This is a genomic window from Ochrobactrum sp. CGA5 (assembly GCF_006345815.1).
Lineage (GTDB): Bacteria > Pseudomonadota > Alphaproteobacteria > Rhizobiales > Rhizobiaceae > Brucella.
This window is the reverse complement of sequence record NZ_VCIG01000001.1, coordinates 252,503-267,311: the sequence shown is the minus strand read 5'-3', so window position 1 is coordinate 267,311 and position 14,809 is coordinate 252,503. Positions and strand designations below refer to the sequence as shown.

Sequence of the window (14,809 nt, the reverse complement as noted above, 5' to 3'; positions counted from 1 at the left end):
CGGCACAAGTTTTAGAAACTAGATTCTCGGTTTCGCGCCGAAAACATGCTCCGGTCCCGGAAATGTGCGCGCCCGCACCTCGTCGGCATAGGCTTTCACAGCATCAGATACCTGTGGTGCTAATTCCGCAAAACGCTTGACAAAGCGCGGCGTGAAATCCTGAAACAGTCCCAGCATATCGTCCGAAACGAGAATCTGCCCGTCACAGGCTGCCGACGCACCGATACCGACGGTCGGAATGGCAAGCGACGCGGTAATCTCGCGTGCCAGCGGCTCCACGGTACCCTCGATGACAAGCGCAAATGCGCCGGCATCGGCTATAGCCTTCGCATCACGGCGAATGCGGTCGGCTTCCTCGTCGCTGCGACCAAGTGAGCGGAAACCACCGACCGTATTGACCTGTTGCGGCATCAGACCGACATGACCGAACACCGGAATGCCACGACGTACCAGAAACTCGACCGTTTCGGCCATTTCCTCGCCGCCTTCAAGCTTGATGCCATCGCAACCGGTTTCCTGCATCACGCGGGCAGCATTGCGAAACGCCTGTTCCTTCGATTCCTGATAAGACCCGAACGGCATATCGACGATGACACAGGCTGTCTCAGCTCCGCGCATGACTGCCTGCCCGTGCGCGATCGTCATGTCGAGCGTGACGGCAAGCGTGGAATCCATACCGTAGAGCACCATGCCGAGCGAGTCTCCAACCAGCAGAAGATCGCAATGCGGATCAAGCAAGCGTGCGATGGGCGTCGTATAGGCGGTCAGGCTGACGATTGGGCGTTCATCCTTCAGGGCTGAAATCGCCTTGGGCGCCAGTCGCTTCTGTTTGACGGGGGCGCTCATCTCAGGCCGCTCTCTCCTGTGCAACATGCGCTATCACGCGATTATCGAGAAGCCGTGTCGTGCCCAGCCGTACAAATAGCGCTATGAGGACTGGTCGGCCCTGCACTGCTGGCAGCCTCTCCAGAGTTTCGGGATCGCGCAACGCCACGACTTCTGGCGTCGCCAGCGGTTCTTTGGCGATGAAGGCGCGAATTGCCGCTTCCAGTACATCGGGATCGTCCACGCCGGAGCGATAAAGCCGCTCGGCCTCATCGAGTGCCTTTGGCACGATAACAGCGGCAGCGCGCTGTTCTGGCGACAGATAGACATTGCGAGACGAACAAGCGAGACCGTCGTCTTCACGTACCGTCTCCACGCCGACCACACGCACCGGAATGGCCATATCCTCCGCCATGCGGCGAATGATGACGAGCTGCTGAAAATCCTTCTCGCCGAAATAAGCTGTATCGGGTCCAACGATATTAAAAAGTTTGCTCACCACGGTCGCGACACCGGCGAAGTGACCAGGACGGGCTTCGCCTTCCATCTGGTTGCCGAGGGTTGGCACGTCCACCACCGTCTGCATCGGACGAGGATACATGTCGCTGACGGCTGGCGCGAAGAGATAATCGACATTCGCTCCGCGCAGCAAAGCCGCATCGCGTTCCAGATCACGCGGGTATTTGTCGAGATCTTCATTTGCGCCGAATTGCAGCGGGTTGACGAAAATAGACACTACCGTCACATCGTTTTCCACTCTTGAACGATGAACCAATTCAAGATGGCCTTGATGAAGGTAGCCCATGGTCGGCACGAAGCCGATGCTTTTTCCGGCCCGCCTTGTGGGCGCCAAAGCCTGACGCAATTCCTCGATTGTGCGGATGATCTGCATGAGGTCCTCCTCGCGGCCCGAATTTGTTGGCCGCGAGTCCTACAGTGTCAGCTCACGTATGACAACAGGCCGGACGGCGACGTCGTCCCGTTCAATTATTCGGAGTCGTCATCACGCCAACCGTATTGCCCACAGCGCGACCGAAGCGGTCAATCTGCTCGTCGTAGGTTTTGCGTGTGTTCGGATCGAACACGGCAATCGGTGCCGTGACAACCAGCGAGGCCGCCGTACCAACCCCCTGTGCCGTACCCATCGCCACCGCTCCCAGACGATCGCCGAGTCCGACCTGCGAATCCGTGATGGTCTGACCCGTAATAAGGCGCTGACCAATCAACTGCACGACTTCCGGGCTTGCGGCAAACTTGCCATGGTTGAGACGGTCTCCCGCCTTCAGCTGCGTCAGGTCGATCACGGTGATGCCTGCTTTTTCCATCTCTGAACGATAAGGTTCAATGGATGGATCGATCTGGCCCAAACGGTCGATATTACCGGAAATGCGTCGCGATAAGGCCAGCGCCCTGTCGTCGCGGGACGTAAATAGGGTGAAACGCGGATGCTGCTTACCCATCGCCAAAAACTGTTTCGAGAACACATCGACATCGAGATCAGGTGACGCCAGAATGACATCCGTTATTTTCGCATTCACGCGGCCGTCGCGGATCGCCATCTGGCGCAGAGCCTCTACCGTCAGCCAGCTTCCCATCGAGTGGGCCATGACGGTAATATCCTTTACCTCCCGCTCACGCGCTATGGCGCGCAAAATCTGTTCCAGTGCATCGCGGGAATAGTTAGTGCTTTCCTTGTCGTAATTATAATCGAACACGCTGGCGCGCGACGGCCAGGTAAAGATCACCGGTGCGACATCGGCGCCGGAATCATGCACGATCTGAGCAAAGCGGTAGACGGAATCCTCAAACGTGTTGTTGAAGCCGTGTACGAACACCATCACGCGGCGGCTTTTGGTCAAATGCGGACGGACCCAGCCGGCCATTTCCACATCTGTCTTAAGTGGCGTTACGCTGACGGTGGTGAAATCTGTCTGCGGATTGGGCGGGAGCTTCTTCGGCCACTGCACCTCTCCCGCCTTGCGGTTCTTTTCCGGCGGAATTGATACAACAATCTCATTGAGCGAAACGAGTTTGTCGCGCTCGCCGGAGAAAAGAATGCCCGGATTATCGGATGGGCGGCGTGTGGTCGCGACGACGAGATTGACTTTGGTTGTACCGGGAGAAACCACATCGCCGACGGGAACGAGCACGCCTTCAGGCCGGCTGGCGCAACCAGAAAGCAGAGACAACAGGACAAGCAACGCAGGAGCAGTCCGAAAAATAACCCGCCGCAAAACCACACTCCCCAATGCTATACCAGCCGCTGTCATACACGCGAATTTTGGAGAGCATAATATTCTTTACGTAAAACGCTCTGCCAAGACCCAATTATCCACCATTGTCGGAACGCGACACGATTGCGGCTTATGGGTTACACACTGTTCAACGACAGCTACTTTCCTCACCATCGGCTCAGATCGATATATCCACCAACAGCAACTCCGTTTCTGAAGGAGGTACAATATGGCTTTGGAACTGACAGGGCTGCACCATTTGACAGCCATTACCGCTGACGCACCCGGCAACCGGCGCTTCTATACCGACACGCTCGGGCTTCGGCTCGTCAAGAAGACTGTCAATCAGGACGACACCAGCGCCTACCATCTGTTCTATGCTGACGGGCTGGCTTCGCCCGGCACGGACATCACATTTTTCGACTGGCCTGTACAACCTGAACAGCGCGGCACCAACAGCGTCGCCCGCACCGGTTTACGTGTGAACGGTGTTGATAGTCTCGAGTGGTGGCGAAAGCGTCTGAATGATGCGGGCGTTGAGACAGGCGATATTTTCGAAGTGGCAGGACGAGCCGTTATCGACTTCGAGGACCCGGAAGGGCAGCGCCTGCGTCTGACCGATGACGGCGGCGCGGGAGAAGCGCATAGCTGGGATCGGAGTCCTGTGCCTGCGGAAAGACAGATCAGAGGCCTTGGGCCGATTACGCTCAGTGTTCCCGAACTGGCGCCTACCCAGATAATCCTGGAAAAGGTCATGAACATGCAGCAGACAGGCGACTACGCTTCGCCTGACGGCGAAGGCCATGTTCATGTCTTCTCCATGGGACCGGGGGGCACTGGCGCCGAACTGCATGTCGCGGCGCAACCGAATCTGCCAACCGCATGGCAAGGGGCTGGCGCTGTGCATCATGTGGCTTTCCGTACGCCCGATCAGGAAAGCATGCAGGAATGGGTCGACCGTTTACGTTCCGTGCGCATGCCATCAAGCGGCGAAGTCGAGCGCTACTATTTCCGATCGCTCTATTTCCGCGAGCCGAACGGCATCCTGTTCGAGATCGCAACCGACGGCCCCGGCTTCGCAGTCGATGAACCACTTGAAAGCCTTGGCGAGAGCCTGTCGCTTCCGCCTTTTCTGGAAGGAAAGCGCGAAGCCATCGAGCGCAACCTGAAACCGCTTGATTAATACAATTAAGGGCGGCGGAATTCTCCGCAGCCCTTTTCATTTATTGTTTATATTTTGTCCCGAAGCCAGTCACCAGCAATGCGGATGTCTTCATCTATCAGCGCATGTCCAGCCTTTATCGTTCTGATGGTGAGGGAAGCGCCATCATTCCTGAGTGCCTTTTCCAGTGATCCTCCCGCATCTCCAAAAGGATCGGTGGCGCCATTTAACAGAAGCACCGAAGCGTCGGAGAGGTCCGCATTGGCTGGCCGTTCTTCCAAAACCTCCTGGCCGCGCAGCAGAACAGCTATACGGACCACATGGGGATGCAGGCGCATGAAAGCAGCCAGCAAATTTGCGCCGTTGGAGTTCCCGATAAAGGCCGTCCGATTTAGATCGATACCATAAGCGGCGGCGGCACCTTCAACGAAAGCCTCGAACGCCTGTGCTTCGAATCGAATATCGGCCTGATCGAACCTTTTCAGGTCGAAGCGACGGAACCAGCGCTGGATGCCCTCTTCCGTGCTGCGTCCACGCACGCCGAGAAGGGTTGCGCGTGGCGCAGCCTTGCGGGCGAAAGGCATCAGGTCGTTTTCGTTCCCGCCCGTGCCGTGCAAAAGAACCAGTGTACTGCCATCCGGGTCTTCCGGCTGGTATATCCGATGCACGAAAGGCAGATCACGATAGATGACACGTTCTTCGCCCGGCAGAGCAAATTGCGGCATCCGTGCCCTGATGGCATCCGCCTTTTCTTCATTGCCTGGCGGCACGAACAGGAACTCTCCCAGTTTTTCAACCGGCTCATCTATTGTGAAGCCCGGCGTATCGGTTGCAAATTCGAACAACGTTCCACCCGGCTCGCGAACATAGAGCGACGTGAAATATTTGCGGTCGTGCACATTGACGGCACTCGAGTTGAGCTTTGAGAGCTCTTTCTCCTCCTTTTCAACGGCATCAATATCGGCTGCACGAAAAGCGACATGATCGGCAATACCCGTGCCGGGAATACCCGGCCAGAAGCCGCCAGCATCGCGCACATCGATGGCGTCACCCGAACCCGACAGAAGGCGATCAATCGTACCTTCCTTCGTCGACTGCCTGAAACCGAAATAGCGTTCGATAAAGCCAACGGTCTGTTCCGGCGTTTCCGACAAAATGGTTGCGGCACGCAAACGCTTGACAGCGAAAGCGGCCGGAATACCCTCACTTTCCCACGCATCGTTGGGGGCAAGATCGCAGCCGACAAGCTTGAGGATCACACCGTCGGGATCGCGCAGGCGCAGAACGGGTTCGCCGAACTCCTGAACCGGCCCTTCGGACGGCACGTGATAGCGCAAAGCGCGCTCAAGCCAGAATCCGATAGCGGTACGATCAATGGCTAATGCAATTTCACTAACCTGGCCATGTCCGACACGCCCCTTGGCACCATCTTCCCACACCAGAAACGTAATCAGCGATCCGGGCGTGCCCGAACGATCGCCATAAAACAGATGCAGTTGCTCGGCATCTTCAAACCCGCCTGTCTGCTTGACGATACGCAATCCCAGAAAGCCGGCATAGAAATCAACATTCGCCTGCACTTTTCGGGTGATGAGGGTGATGTGGTGGATGCCGCTTGTCATGGATGCTGTCTCCGCGATTCCGAACTTGTTTCAGAAATAGAGCAGATGACGGAGCTTGCCTATGGGGCCACGGAGTTACGCATTGTCAACGCACGTAGACGCAAACGAAACAGGACTTGGGGAGAGTACAAAAAGAAAAAGGCCGCGCGGGAGGAGGATGCGCGGCCTGATCTTGAATACGGCTTGGGAGGAGGAGTGCCGTATTCCCTATCGAGTTCTGGGAGGAGGAGTGAACTCGATGAAGATGTATTTACCCTGCGCCATCCTCCGCAGCAACGGCCATTAATGCATATCAGTTATGCAAAGACGTTGATGCTCAAGAAAAAAGCAGATTCGCTGATACAGAAAACGCCCGGAAACCGGGCGTTTTTTAAGAGTACTCTGTAAAGTTCAGCTTTTAGATAAAGTGGGCAATCACAGGTGCGGCAAGCACATTCACCAGACCGACAAGCACCATGACCAGCCCGGCAATCGAACCTTCCTCAGTGCCGATCTGGTGAGCCTTGGCCACGCCGGCTCCGTGTGCGCCCATGCCGAAAAGGGCTCCGCGCGCCAGGGTAGAACGGATCGGCAGCCAGTTGAGCATGATTTCACCAAGAGCCGCACCGAACACGCCAGTCAACACCACGAAAATTGCAGTCAGGTCAGGCGTGCCACCAATGTCACCCGAGACGGCCAGTGCAAACGGCGTGCTCATCGAACGCGGCATCAGGCTGAGGCTGATTGCTTCGTTGAGACCCAGCAGATGTGCCAGCCCCCACGCAGAAGCCATGGCAGACGAGCTTCCCACGACCACACCTGCCAAAAGCACCGGCCAATGACGGCGGATCGTTGCGCGCTGCTGGTAAATCGGGATTGCAAAGGCCACGGTTGCAGGCCCAAGCAGTGCAACCAACCAATGGGTAGCGCTGAAATAGTCGCGATAGTTTTCATTGAGACCGAGAACCAGCATCATCAGCAGCAATGGGGCGACCGCAAGCGGCGTCAGCCACCACATGGGAAATCGCCGATAGACGCGCTTCGCAGCAAGATAAAGCAGAATCGTTGCGGCAGACCAGAAAAGCGTCGCTACATACGGATTACTTAGCGACATAACGCAAACTCCAGCGGTAGCAAAGATCAACCGTCAATGCCGTAACACTCATGACCGTCAACGTGCCCAACAAAATCACAGCCATGATTTTCAGGCCGAGCATACCGATCAGTTCATGATGCTCAAGAATCGCTAGCACGGCGGGAACGAAGAAGAGCAGCATTTCAGCCAGAAACCATTCTGCGCCACGCTTCATGCTGAACAGACTGACGCGACCGCTCAGAAGCAGCGCCAGCACCAGCGCCATGCCGACGATACCACCCGGGAGAGGCAAACCTACAAGGCGAACAAGAAGCTCGCCAGCCAGCCAGAAACCGACCAGCGTCGCAATCTGCATCAGGCGACTTTGATGCAGAGCGTAGCGAAACCGGATCAAGAGGCTATGGGTGTTCATGTGCTTTTCCAATTGTGACTGGTGCATTTTCATCGGTGAGTATAGGCCTTACACCTCCATTCTAGAAATGAATTGATTTCATTGCAGCTATTCCGTAATGGAATGGCTTATGAACTTGCGCAGTTTCCAAGCCTTTGTTGAAGTAGTCCGGCAAGGTGGCTTTTCCGCCGCCGCAAAAACCATTAACGCGACCCAGTCCACCGTCAGCAAAGCGGTGAGGCAACTTGAGGACGAGTTGGGACTGGTTCTGTTGGATCGCGAGATTTCGCCCTCCCGTCTCACGACAGCAGGTGAGATCGTCTTCAGACGTGCAATTGCCATGCTGGCGGAAAAGGACGACATGCTCGCTGAACTGGGTGAACTGCGCGGTCTCAAGCGTGGTCTCCTGAAACTCGGTTTGCCGCCTATTGGGTCCAGTGTGCTTTTTGCTCCCGTCTTCGCAGCCTATACGAAGCTTTATCCCGAGATCGATATTCAACTGGTTGAGCACGGCAGCAGAAGACTCGAAGAATTGTTGCTTGCCGGAGACGTGGAACTTGCTGCCTCGCTTCTGCCGGTAGAAGACAGCTTCGAATGGCAGGATGTGCGGTGTGAGCCGGTTGTGGCGCTTCTGCCGACTGATCATGTGCTTGCGCATGGTGACGGCGTTTCGCTGCAGGAGATTGCCAGCCTGCCGTTCATTCTTTTCGAAAGCGGCTTTGCTCTCAATCATATCATCCTCGACGCATGTCGTTCGCACGGGTTTTCTCCAAACGTTGCCGTCCGCTCCAGTCAGATTGACTTCATCGTCGAACTCGTAGCCGCGGGCATGGGCATCGGCTTTCTACCGAAAATGATCGCGGAACAGCGGCATCACCCGGGCGTACGTATCCACGGAATCAATGGTGCCGATGTGAACTGGCATCTGGCGCTGATCTGGCGAAAGGGCGCCTTCCTGTCTCATGCCGCTCGCGCTTGGCTCGAACTGAGCAAAGCCGGAACCCGCACCACATCATCTTGAAACGCCCGCCTTATCGCCTATTTCAAATAGACTATATACCGACTGGACGGGTGCATTTTGCACATGTCCAGCCATAAGCCCGTAAGTAGAGCGCGCTCTATCCACCCTTTTCAAAGCGCGATGCCTGAAATCGCCGATAGATTTCTGCTCTGCGCGTCACCCGAAGGAGGCTATGATGGAAGGTCAGGTAATATTCTATAAAGGCGACAGAATCCTTTACCGGCACCATATCGACGTGCAGGAAGATGATTATTCAAAGGGCGTCAACGACGCGCTCATTGCCTTTCAACGCAACTATGCAGGCTTCGATCTCGCAAGCGACAACATCCACATCCGCTTCAAAAAACCGGGCGACGTATAGGTTTTCGAAGAATTTGCAGATTGAAGCAGGGCCGTTTGCCGAAATTGGAACCGGCCCTGATCTGTTGCATCAGGCAAAAGCGGCTTCGCGTGCAACGCGATGAATATCAGTCCGTGAAAGACCTAGATCGGAAAGCTCGCGATCTGTGCAGCCGCTCAGTTCGCGAATATTTTCACGATACTGCATCCAACGATGGAAATGGGTGCGAAGATTCATGGTGGTATCCCCTTTTTTTATCTTCCTCCCAATGATGAGCATCCATCTTTCTCTGACTCTTGAGAAGTGCATATCCTGCATGGCTGCCTTGATCGCAGCGAAATCCAAGAATTTCACCCGGATTTCCGTTCTGCAGATGAAATAGCTCCCACTATTGTGTAATTACCCCTAAATTAGATATACCTTCCGCGTCGATACCGGGATCCGTTCATTAAAGAGCGTTTTGATCTGACTGAACCAGATCGGCGCTCTAACTGTTTGTTTTAACGCGCATCTTGTCCGAAAGCCGTTTTACACTTTCTGGGATGCGCTCCAGCCAGAGTTGGGGGGTATGAAAAAGACATTGATCATCGTCGGCAACGCACCTTTGCCGCGCGATCTTTCAGCCGAAGTGGATGCAGCAGATTTTGTCGTTCGTTTCAATGAACCCAAACAATCGATCGGTATGAGCGGCACCCGGACTGATCTCCTTATGCTGGCAACCTCCAGCAAGCCCATGCAGCGGCGGCTGCGGGATCCGGGGTTCGTACAAACACCGACATTTAAAGCGGCGAAGGAAGTGATGCTTGCCTATCATCCAAGCATCATCCGCAGATATCATCCCGGTCCGAATTTTCTCTCTCGCCTCAAGGGAAGACGTGGCGACTGGACGATGCAAACCATCGAGGTTGTCGGTTCTGCCGGCAAGGAAATCCGGATCATGCCGCCCCAATTCTATCTGGCCGGTTGCAAAGAGCTGGGTGTAACCGACGATAATATAAGCAAAGTCTTTCCAAGTACTGGCTTTTTTGGCATCTGGTACATGCTTGGAAAGTGCCCTGAGGAAAGCTGGGACGTGAAAATCTGCGGCTTCACCTGGGAAGGCTGGAAACGCCACACCTGGGGAGATGAACGCAGATGGGTTGAGGAGAAGGTTAAGTCCGGACGCATCAGCCTCATCCAGTAACCCCGCATCATAGATGCATAATCCGACTGGAGTGAAACGAGGGGGACGAGCACGACACGATCTCTCTGAAGGAGAATATGAATGAGTGAACCGTTACGCATTTTCATCGGATGGGATTCTCGCGAACCCATCGCATATGAAGTCGCCAAAGCATCCGCACTGAAACATTCCTCCATCCCGCTGGAGATCGTGCCGATCAAGTTGCAGGACCTCGTCGATCAAGGGGTCTACACACGAGAAGTCGATCCGCTGGCATCGACGGAGTTTACTTATTCGCGGTTTTTCACGCCATGGCTTGCGGGGTATAAGGGCTGGGCTCTTTTCTGCGATTGCGACTTCCTTTTCCTCGGTGACGTTGCGGGCCTTCAATCCTATAATGATCCTTCAAAGGCCGTTTATTGTGTTCAGCACGATTACCAACCCAAAGACAGTGTGAAGATGGACGGCAAGGTGCAGACCAGCTATCCGCGTAAGAATTGGTCTTCCTGCATGTTGTTCAACTGCGCACATCCGTCGACACGCCAGTTGACACCGGAACTGGTCAACAAAGAAACCGGAGCTTATCTGCACCGAATGCAATGGGCTGCCGATGACGAAATCGGCGCATTGCCGACAGATTACAACTGGTTGGAAGGCTGGAACGAGAAGCCGGAAACCGGACTGCCGAAAGTGGTTCATTACACGCGCGGCGGCCCGTGGTTCAAGGACTGGCAGAACGTCGACTATGCCGATTTATGGCGGGCAGAAGCCGATAACGTCGAGCCGGGATGGAAGCCCGTCTGAATTGCAAAATACCTTGAGCTTTCTTCACGCTACAAGGTAAATAGGGACCATGAACGAAACGCGTCCTGACACATACCCCGATGACGGTCCGCAAAAGACCGTCAAGGCTTTTATCATCCATCTGGAGCGTGCCACCGACCGACAGCCGCAAGTCGAAGAACTTATTCAGAAGCTGCCGGTAAAAACGGAGGTAGTCGACGCCGTCGACGGGGGCACACTCGATGCGCAGACGATCGGTCGCGTCTATCGACGTTCGGTGCACAAACCCCGCTATCCATTCAAACTCAGCACCAATGAAATTGCTTGTTTTCTGTCACATCGAAAAGCCTGGCAGGCGATTGTCGACCAAGGACTGGATGCTGGCCTGGTCTTGGAGGACGATGTAGAACTGACGCCTGAATTTGCCGCGGCCTATTCCGCTGCGTTCCAGATTCTCAAAGCTGACAGTTTCATCCGTTTTCCATTTCGCGAGCGGGAAAGCGGTTGTGTGGTGCTAACGACGGAAACTTTGCGAATCGTCGAACCCGTACCCGTTGGCCTCGGAATGGTGGCGCAGCTTGTCGGGCGTGAAGCCGCGCAGCGACTGCTGACGGCAACAGAAGTTTTTGACCGCCCGGTCGATACCACAGCACAGATGAACTGGGTCACCGGTCTCAAACCACTGTCTGTCCTGCCGGGTGGGGTGAAGGAAATCTCGGTTCGACTTGGTGGCAGCACGATCCAGAAATCGCGTTCCTTCCCCGACAAGCTGAAGCGGGAAATTCTGCGCCCGCTGTATCGCTGGAAGATCAAATCGCGCTCGCGCGTAACTGTTTGAGGTCCCCGTGTCCGTTCCGATCCTTTTGTATCACCAGATCGACGTACCTCCAACGCACCGCGTGCCCTATCGTAGCATGGTCGTTCACCCTGATCGCTTTCGTCAGCAGATGTCCTGGCTTAAGCGGCTGGGCTATCGCGGTCTCTCAGTGCGGGACGCAATGCCTTACATTTACGGCGGAAAGCAAGGCAAAGTCGTTGTCATCACCTTTGACGACGGTTTTGAGAACGTCTTCCGCAACGCCCTGCCAGTCCTGCAGGAGTTCGGTTTCACCGCAACGAACTATTTCGTCGCCAACCAGATCGGCGGCTTCAATCTGTGGGACCAGAAGATCGGCGTTGCGCGCGCCAACTGCATGGGCGTCGCCGAATTGCGCGAATGGGCGGAGCTTGGCCACGAGGTTGGCTCCCATACCCTCGACCACATCTTCCTGCCGGAAGCAACCGAAAGGGACGCGATATTGCAAATCCAACAATCGCGCATAAAGATCGAAGACCTGCTCGGGAGTGAAGTCACGTCCTTCGCCTATCCTTATGGCGGAGAAAACGCAGCAACGCGCAAAATAGTCGAAGCGGCGGGCTATACAAATGCGACGACGACGGAGAAGCGTCGCGCACGATCAACCGACGATCCGTTTGGCATTCCGCGCCTCTCGATCAGGCGCAATGACATATTGCTACAATTCCTGAGGAAGACGCTTACGCGCTAACACGGCTCTTCGGCCCCACCGGACGCGTTATATCGCGCAGATCCGCCATAAAGCCACGTTCAACCAGGTCGTCTGGGCGCGTGTACCGTACTGAACCTTCATAAACGAGTGAAAGATCGTCTGAGAAACGCTCGTCTTCAACGATAGCGCGATAGTGTTCGGCGCCGCCTGCATGACTCTTCTCCGACGCGATGCGTTTGAACTCGCCAACTGAAAGTGACGAGAAGCGGTAATGCAGAAGAGCCCCGGTTGCCGGAAGGAAATTACGGAAACATGGTCCGGGGCCATGAATACTGCCCCGTCGATAGTCCGTCTTCTTGTCGACCCACATGAGTGGGAATTTTGAAAGTCGCATGCTGCGCCCGAACAAACGCAAACGCGGCCCACCGCGCACCGCTACCCCGAACTTTTCCCATGTTGCCGTATAGCCATCTCCGTCGAAATGCGACGAAACCTCAAACGGATATTTCGTCCCATCATCAACAAAAACCCCGTCACGCAACAGACCATGGGGATACATGTCTATCATCGGAGCCAGACACCGGCGGATTCCGTTCTTCTCGAGTTCCTCGATAAACGAGTGGATATCGCGCTGCTCCATTCTGGGGAACACGAAGAACTCGTCCGCATCCACCGAGAAATACCAACGTCTCCGCCCATAGAGATTGAACAGAGCGTCGCGCCAGGCACGTCCGCGATCAGCTTGCGCATAGCGTATATTCGAAGAAAACAGATCAACGTCGGTCGCACCAGATAGGATTTCAGTCGTTCCATCGTCAGACCGGTCGTCCACCATTATGAAGCGCGTAACACCCATTTCGCGATAATAACGCAGGAACGATTTCATATAGGGCGCGGCATTGCGAACCACACAGACGAGCGGGAGGTCATCCGGGCGCAGAGCCTCGAAACTGCCGGCGGCGGCGATTAGATTTGCCTTGTGTTTCCGCCCCGGAACCGAGAGCCGCACGTGCCGCCATCGCATCCGTAGATGGCGCATCGGTGAAGCACGCCAATAGGCTGTCCAATCCCCTGTTGTCGAGGCTGGGTAGTTCATCGCCGTTTGTGTTGGTTTCATGTAGGTGCAGGGCTTTTATTAATATTATAATTAACTGATATTTTGTTGCATCTCATTCAAGCCACTCCGTGTCAATCCTGATCACAATGCGCGATATTCCGATATGGTTCGTGAGGAACTGATCGCCAATATTCGAGGTGCCAAACCTATTTGCTTGATTTCAATCAATGCTGCTTCACTTAAACGTGGCAAATTGCCCGTCGATGCGCCATGGACGGCAAGTGCCAAAAGCGCTAGTTAGGGCAAAGACTAAGGAGCGCATAATGGACTATCGCCGTTTTTTCGAAGAAGCGATCGACCAGTTGCACGCCGAGAAGCGTTACCGCGTTTTTGCAGATCTTGAACGCATTGTCGGACGTTTCCCCCGAGCTATCTGGCGCAATAATGGCACTGCCCGTGAGATCACCGTCTGGTGTTCCAACGACTATCTTGGCATGGGGCACCACGCCGAGGTAATCAAAGCTATGTGCGATACGGCTGGCAATGCGGGCTCAGGTTCCGGCGGCACGCGCAATATTTCCGGCAACAACCATCCGCTGGTCGAACTGGAAAACGAACTTGCTGATTTGCACGGGAAGGAAGCCGGTCTCGTTTTCACATCGGGCTTCGTTTCAAATGAAGCTTCGATTTCCACGATTGCTCGCTTGCTGCCAAATTGCCTCATACTTTCCGACGAACTGAACCACGCTTCAATGATCGAAGGCGTGCGTCGTTCAGGTGCGGAGAAGAAGATTTTCCGTCACAATGACGTTGAGCATCTGGAGCAGCTTTTGAAGGCCGCCGATCCGGCACGCGCAAAGTTGATCGTTTTCGAATCCGTATATTCGATGGATGGCGATATCGCACCGATCGAGAAAATCGCCGATCTGGCTGATAAATATAATGCCATGACCTACATAGATGAGGTTCATGCTGTCGGGATGTATGGCGCGCGTGGTGGCGGCATCACTGAACGCGATGGCCTGGCGCACCGTATCGATATTATTGAGGGTACGCTAGCCAAGGCTTTCGGCGCTCTCGGCGGCTACATCACCGGTTCGCAAGCGATTGTCGATGCGGTACGATCCTATGCACCGGGTTTTATTTTTACAACCTCCCTGCCTCCAGCAGTCGCGGCATCCGCAACGGCCGCCATCCGGCACCTCAAGACTTCGCAGGTGGAACGCGATGGCCAGCAGCGCCAGGCCCGACGCGCTAAGGATGTGCTGTCTGCGGCTGGCTTGCCTGTCATGCCATCGGAAACCCATATCGTGCCGATTTTGGTTGGCGATCCTGAACTTTGTAAGAAAGCCAGCGACCGGCTGTTGGAAGTACACGGCATCTACATCCAGCCGATCAACTATCCAACCGTGCCGCGTGGAACAGAAAGACTGCGCATCACGCCGTCGCCCCTGCATGACGACACCCTGATCGACGGCCTGAAAGACGCTTTGCTCGAGGTTTGGAATGCGCTCGGCATTCGTTACGCCGAACCGACAGTGTCGCAGCCAGCGAGTTCCGAGCGGATCATTCCGCTGATGGTTTCCAAAGCTGGCGGCTGACAATTTCTAGAGTTCTAAATAAAAAAAG

At 55.1% G+C, this 14,809-nt stretch carries 17 protein-coding genes; 9 read left to right on the top strand and 8 right to left on the bottom strand.

The features are described 5' to 3' along the window. Positions 1-18: 18 nt before the first annotated feature. From panB to FJQ48_RS01205, 3 genes are all read right to left on the bottom strand, one after another. Positions 19-846, bottom strand: a complete 828-nt coding sequence (gene panB / locus FJQ48_RS01215; protein ID WP_139973395.1) for a 3-methyl-2-oxobutanoate hydroxymethyltransferase — start codon at positions 844-846, stop codon at positions 19-21. 1 nt (position 847) lies between these two features. Further along, positions 848-1,717, bottom strand: coding sequence for a pantoate--beta-alanine ligase (panC, locus tag FJQ48_RS01210; RefSeq protein ID WP_139973394.1), 870 nt, complete (start codon positions 1,715-1,717; stop codon positions 848-850). A 91-nt stretch (positions 1,718-1,808) separates the two neighbouring features. Beyond that, positions 1,809-3,065, bottom strand: coding sequence for an alpha/beta hydrolase (locus tag FJQ48_RS01205; RefSeq protein ID WP_180350092.1), 1,257 nt, complete (start codon positions 3,063-3,065; stop codon positions 1,809-1,811). Positions 3,066-3,288: 223 nt separating this feature from the next. On the opposite strand from FJQ48_RS01205, the gene FJQ48_RS01200 reads away from it, so the two are divergent. Beyond that, positions 3,289-4,242: a ring-cleaving dioxygenase gene (locus FJQ48_RS01200; RefSeq protein WP_139973392.1), complete on the top strand. Its 954-nt coding sequence runs from the start codon at positions 3,289-3,291 to the stop codon at positions 4,240-4,242. 47 nt (positions 4,243-4,289) lie between these two features. On the opposite strand, the gene FJQ48_RS01195 is transcribed toward FJQ48_RS01200, so the two are convergent. Further along, positions 4,290-5,843: a VOC family protein gene (locus FJQ48_RS01195; protein ID WP_139973391.1), complete on the bottom strand. Its 1,554-nt coding sequence runs from the start codon at positions 5,841-5,843 to the stop codon at positions 4,290-4,292. A 45-nt stretch (positions 5,844-5,888) separates the two neighbouring features. On the opposite strand from FJQ48_RS01195, the gene FJQ48_RS22250 reads away from it, so the two are divergent. Further along, positions 5,889-6,230, top strand: coding sequence for a hypothetical protein (locus FJQ48_RS22250; RefSeq protein WP_180350085.1), 342 nt, complete (start codon positions 5,889-5,891; stop codon positions 6,228-6,230). Between the two features lie 10 nt (positions 6,231-6,240). Here FJQ48_RS22250 and FJQ48_RS01190 read toward each other — a convergent pair whose 3' ends face one another. Together FJQ48_RS01190 and FJQ48_RS01185 are read right to left on the bottom strand one after the other, a co-directional pair. Continuing rightward, complete coding sequence (locus FJQ48_RS01190; RefSeq protein WP_139973390.1) at positions 6,241-6,936, bottom strand: LrgB family protein; 696 nt, start codon at positions 6,934-6,936, stop codon at positions 6,241-6,243. Then, positions 6,923-7,330, bottom strand: coding sequence for a CidA/LrgA family protein (locus FJQ48_RS01185; protein ID WP_139973389.1), 408 nt, complete (start codon positions 7,328-7,330; stop codon positions 6,923-6,925). The genes FJQ48_RS01190 and FJQ48_RS01185 overlap by 14 nt, the downstream gene beginning before the upstream one ends. Before the next feature lie 109 nt (positions 7,331-7,439). Here FJQ48_RS01185 and FJQ48_RS01180 point away from each other — a divergent pair, with 109 nt between their 5' ends. Then, a complete protein-coding gene (locus tag FJQ48_RS01180) occupies positions 7,440-8,330 on the top strand; it encodes a LysR family transcriptional regulator (RefSeq protein WP_139973388.1) in 891 nt (296 codons plus the stop codon). Between the two features lie 175 nt (positions 8,331-8,505). Then, a complete protein-coding gene (locus tag FJQ48_RS01175) occupies positions 8,506-8,691 on the top strand; it encodes a hypothetical protein (protein WP_139973587.1) in 186 nt (61 codons plus the stop codon). A 69-nt stretch (positions 8,692-8,760) separates the two neighbouring features. Here FJQ48_RS01175 and FJQ48_RS22245 read toward each other — a convergent pair whose 3' ends face one another. Further along, positions 8,761-8,907, bottom strand: a complete 147-nt coding sequence (locus FJQ48_RS22245) for a DUF1127 domain-containing protein (protein WP_010658239.1) — start codon at positions 8,905-8,907, stop codon at positions 8,761-8,763. Positions 8,908-9,238: 331 nt separating this feature from the next. Here FJQ48_RS22245 and FJQ48_RS01165 point away from each other — a divergent pair, with 331 nt between their 5' ends. From FJQ48_RS01165 to FJQ48_RS01150, 4 genes are all read left to right on the top strand, one after another. Then, positions 9,239-9,853 (top strand): glycosyltransferase family 29 protein, encoded by a 615-nt coding sequence (locus tag FJQ48_RS01165; protein ID WP_139973387.1) that lies wholly within the window; start codon positions 9,239-9,241, stop codon positions 9,851-9,853. Positions 9,854-9,934: 81 nt separating this feature from the next. Then, a complete protein-coding gene (locus FJQ48_RS01160) occupies positions 9,935-10,636 on the top strand; it encodes a glycosyltransferase (protein ID WP_139973386.1) in 702 nt (233 codons plus the stop codon). Between the two features lie 49 nt (positions 10,637-10,685). Next, the gene (locus FJQ48_RS01155) at positions 10,686-11,453 is read left to right on the top strand and encodes a glycosyltransferase family 25 protein (RefSeq protein WP_139973385.1); all 768 of its coding nucleotides are present in this window, start codon (positions 10,686-10,688) and stop codon (positions 11,451-11,453) included. A 7-nt stretch (positions 11,454-11,460) separates the two neighbouring features. Then, entirely contained in the window at positions 11,461-12,162 is a 702-nt protein-coding gene (locus FJQ48_RS01150; protein WP_139973384.1) for a polysaccharide deacetylase family protein, read from the top strand. Here FJQ48_RS01150 and FJQ48_RS01145 read toward each other — a convergent pair. Further along, positions 12,152-13,240, bottom strand: coding sequence for a glycosyltransferase family 2 protein (locus tag FJQ48_RS01145; protein ID WP_139973383.1), 1,089 nt, complete (start codon positions 13,238-13,240; stop codon positions 12,152-12,154). The genes FJQ48_RS01150 and FJQ48_RS01145 overlap by 11 nt on opposite strands. 263 nt (positions 13,241-13,503) lie before the next feature. Here FJQ48_RS01145 and hemA point away from each other — a divergent pair, with 263 nt between their 5' ends. Further along, complete coding sequence (hemA, locus tag FJQ48_RS01140) at positions 13,504-14,781, top strand: 5-aminolevulinate synthase (protein WP_139973382.1); 1,278 nt, start codon at positions 13,504-13,506, stop codon at positions 14,779-14,781. Positions 14,782-14,809 lie beyond the last annotated feature (28 nt).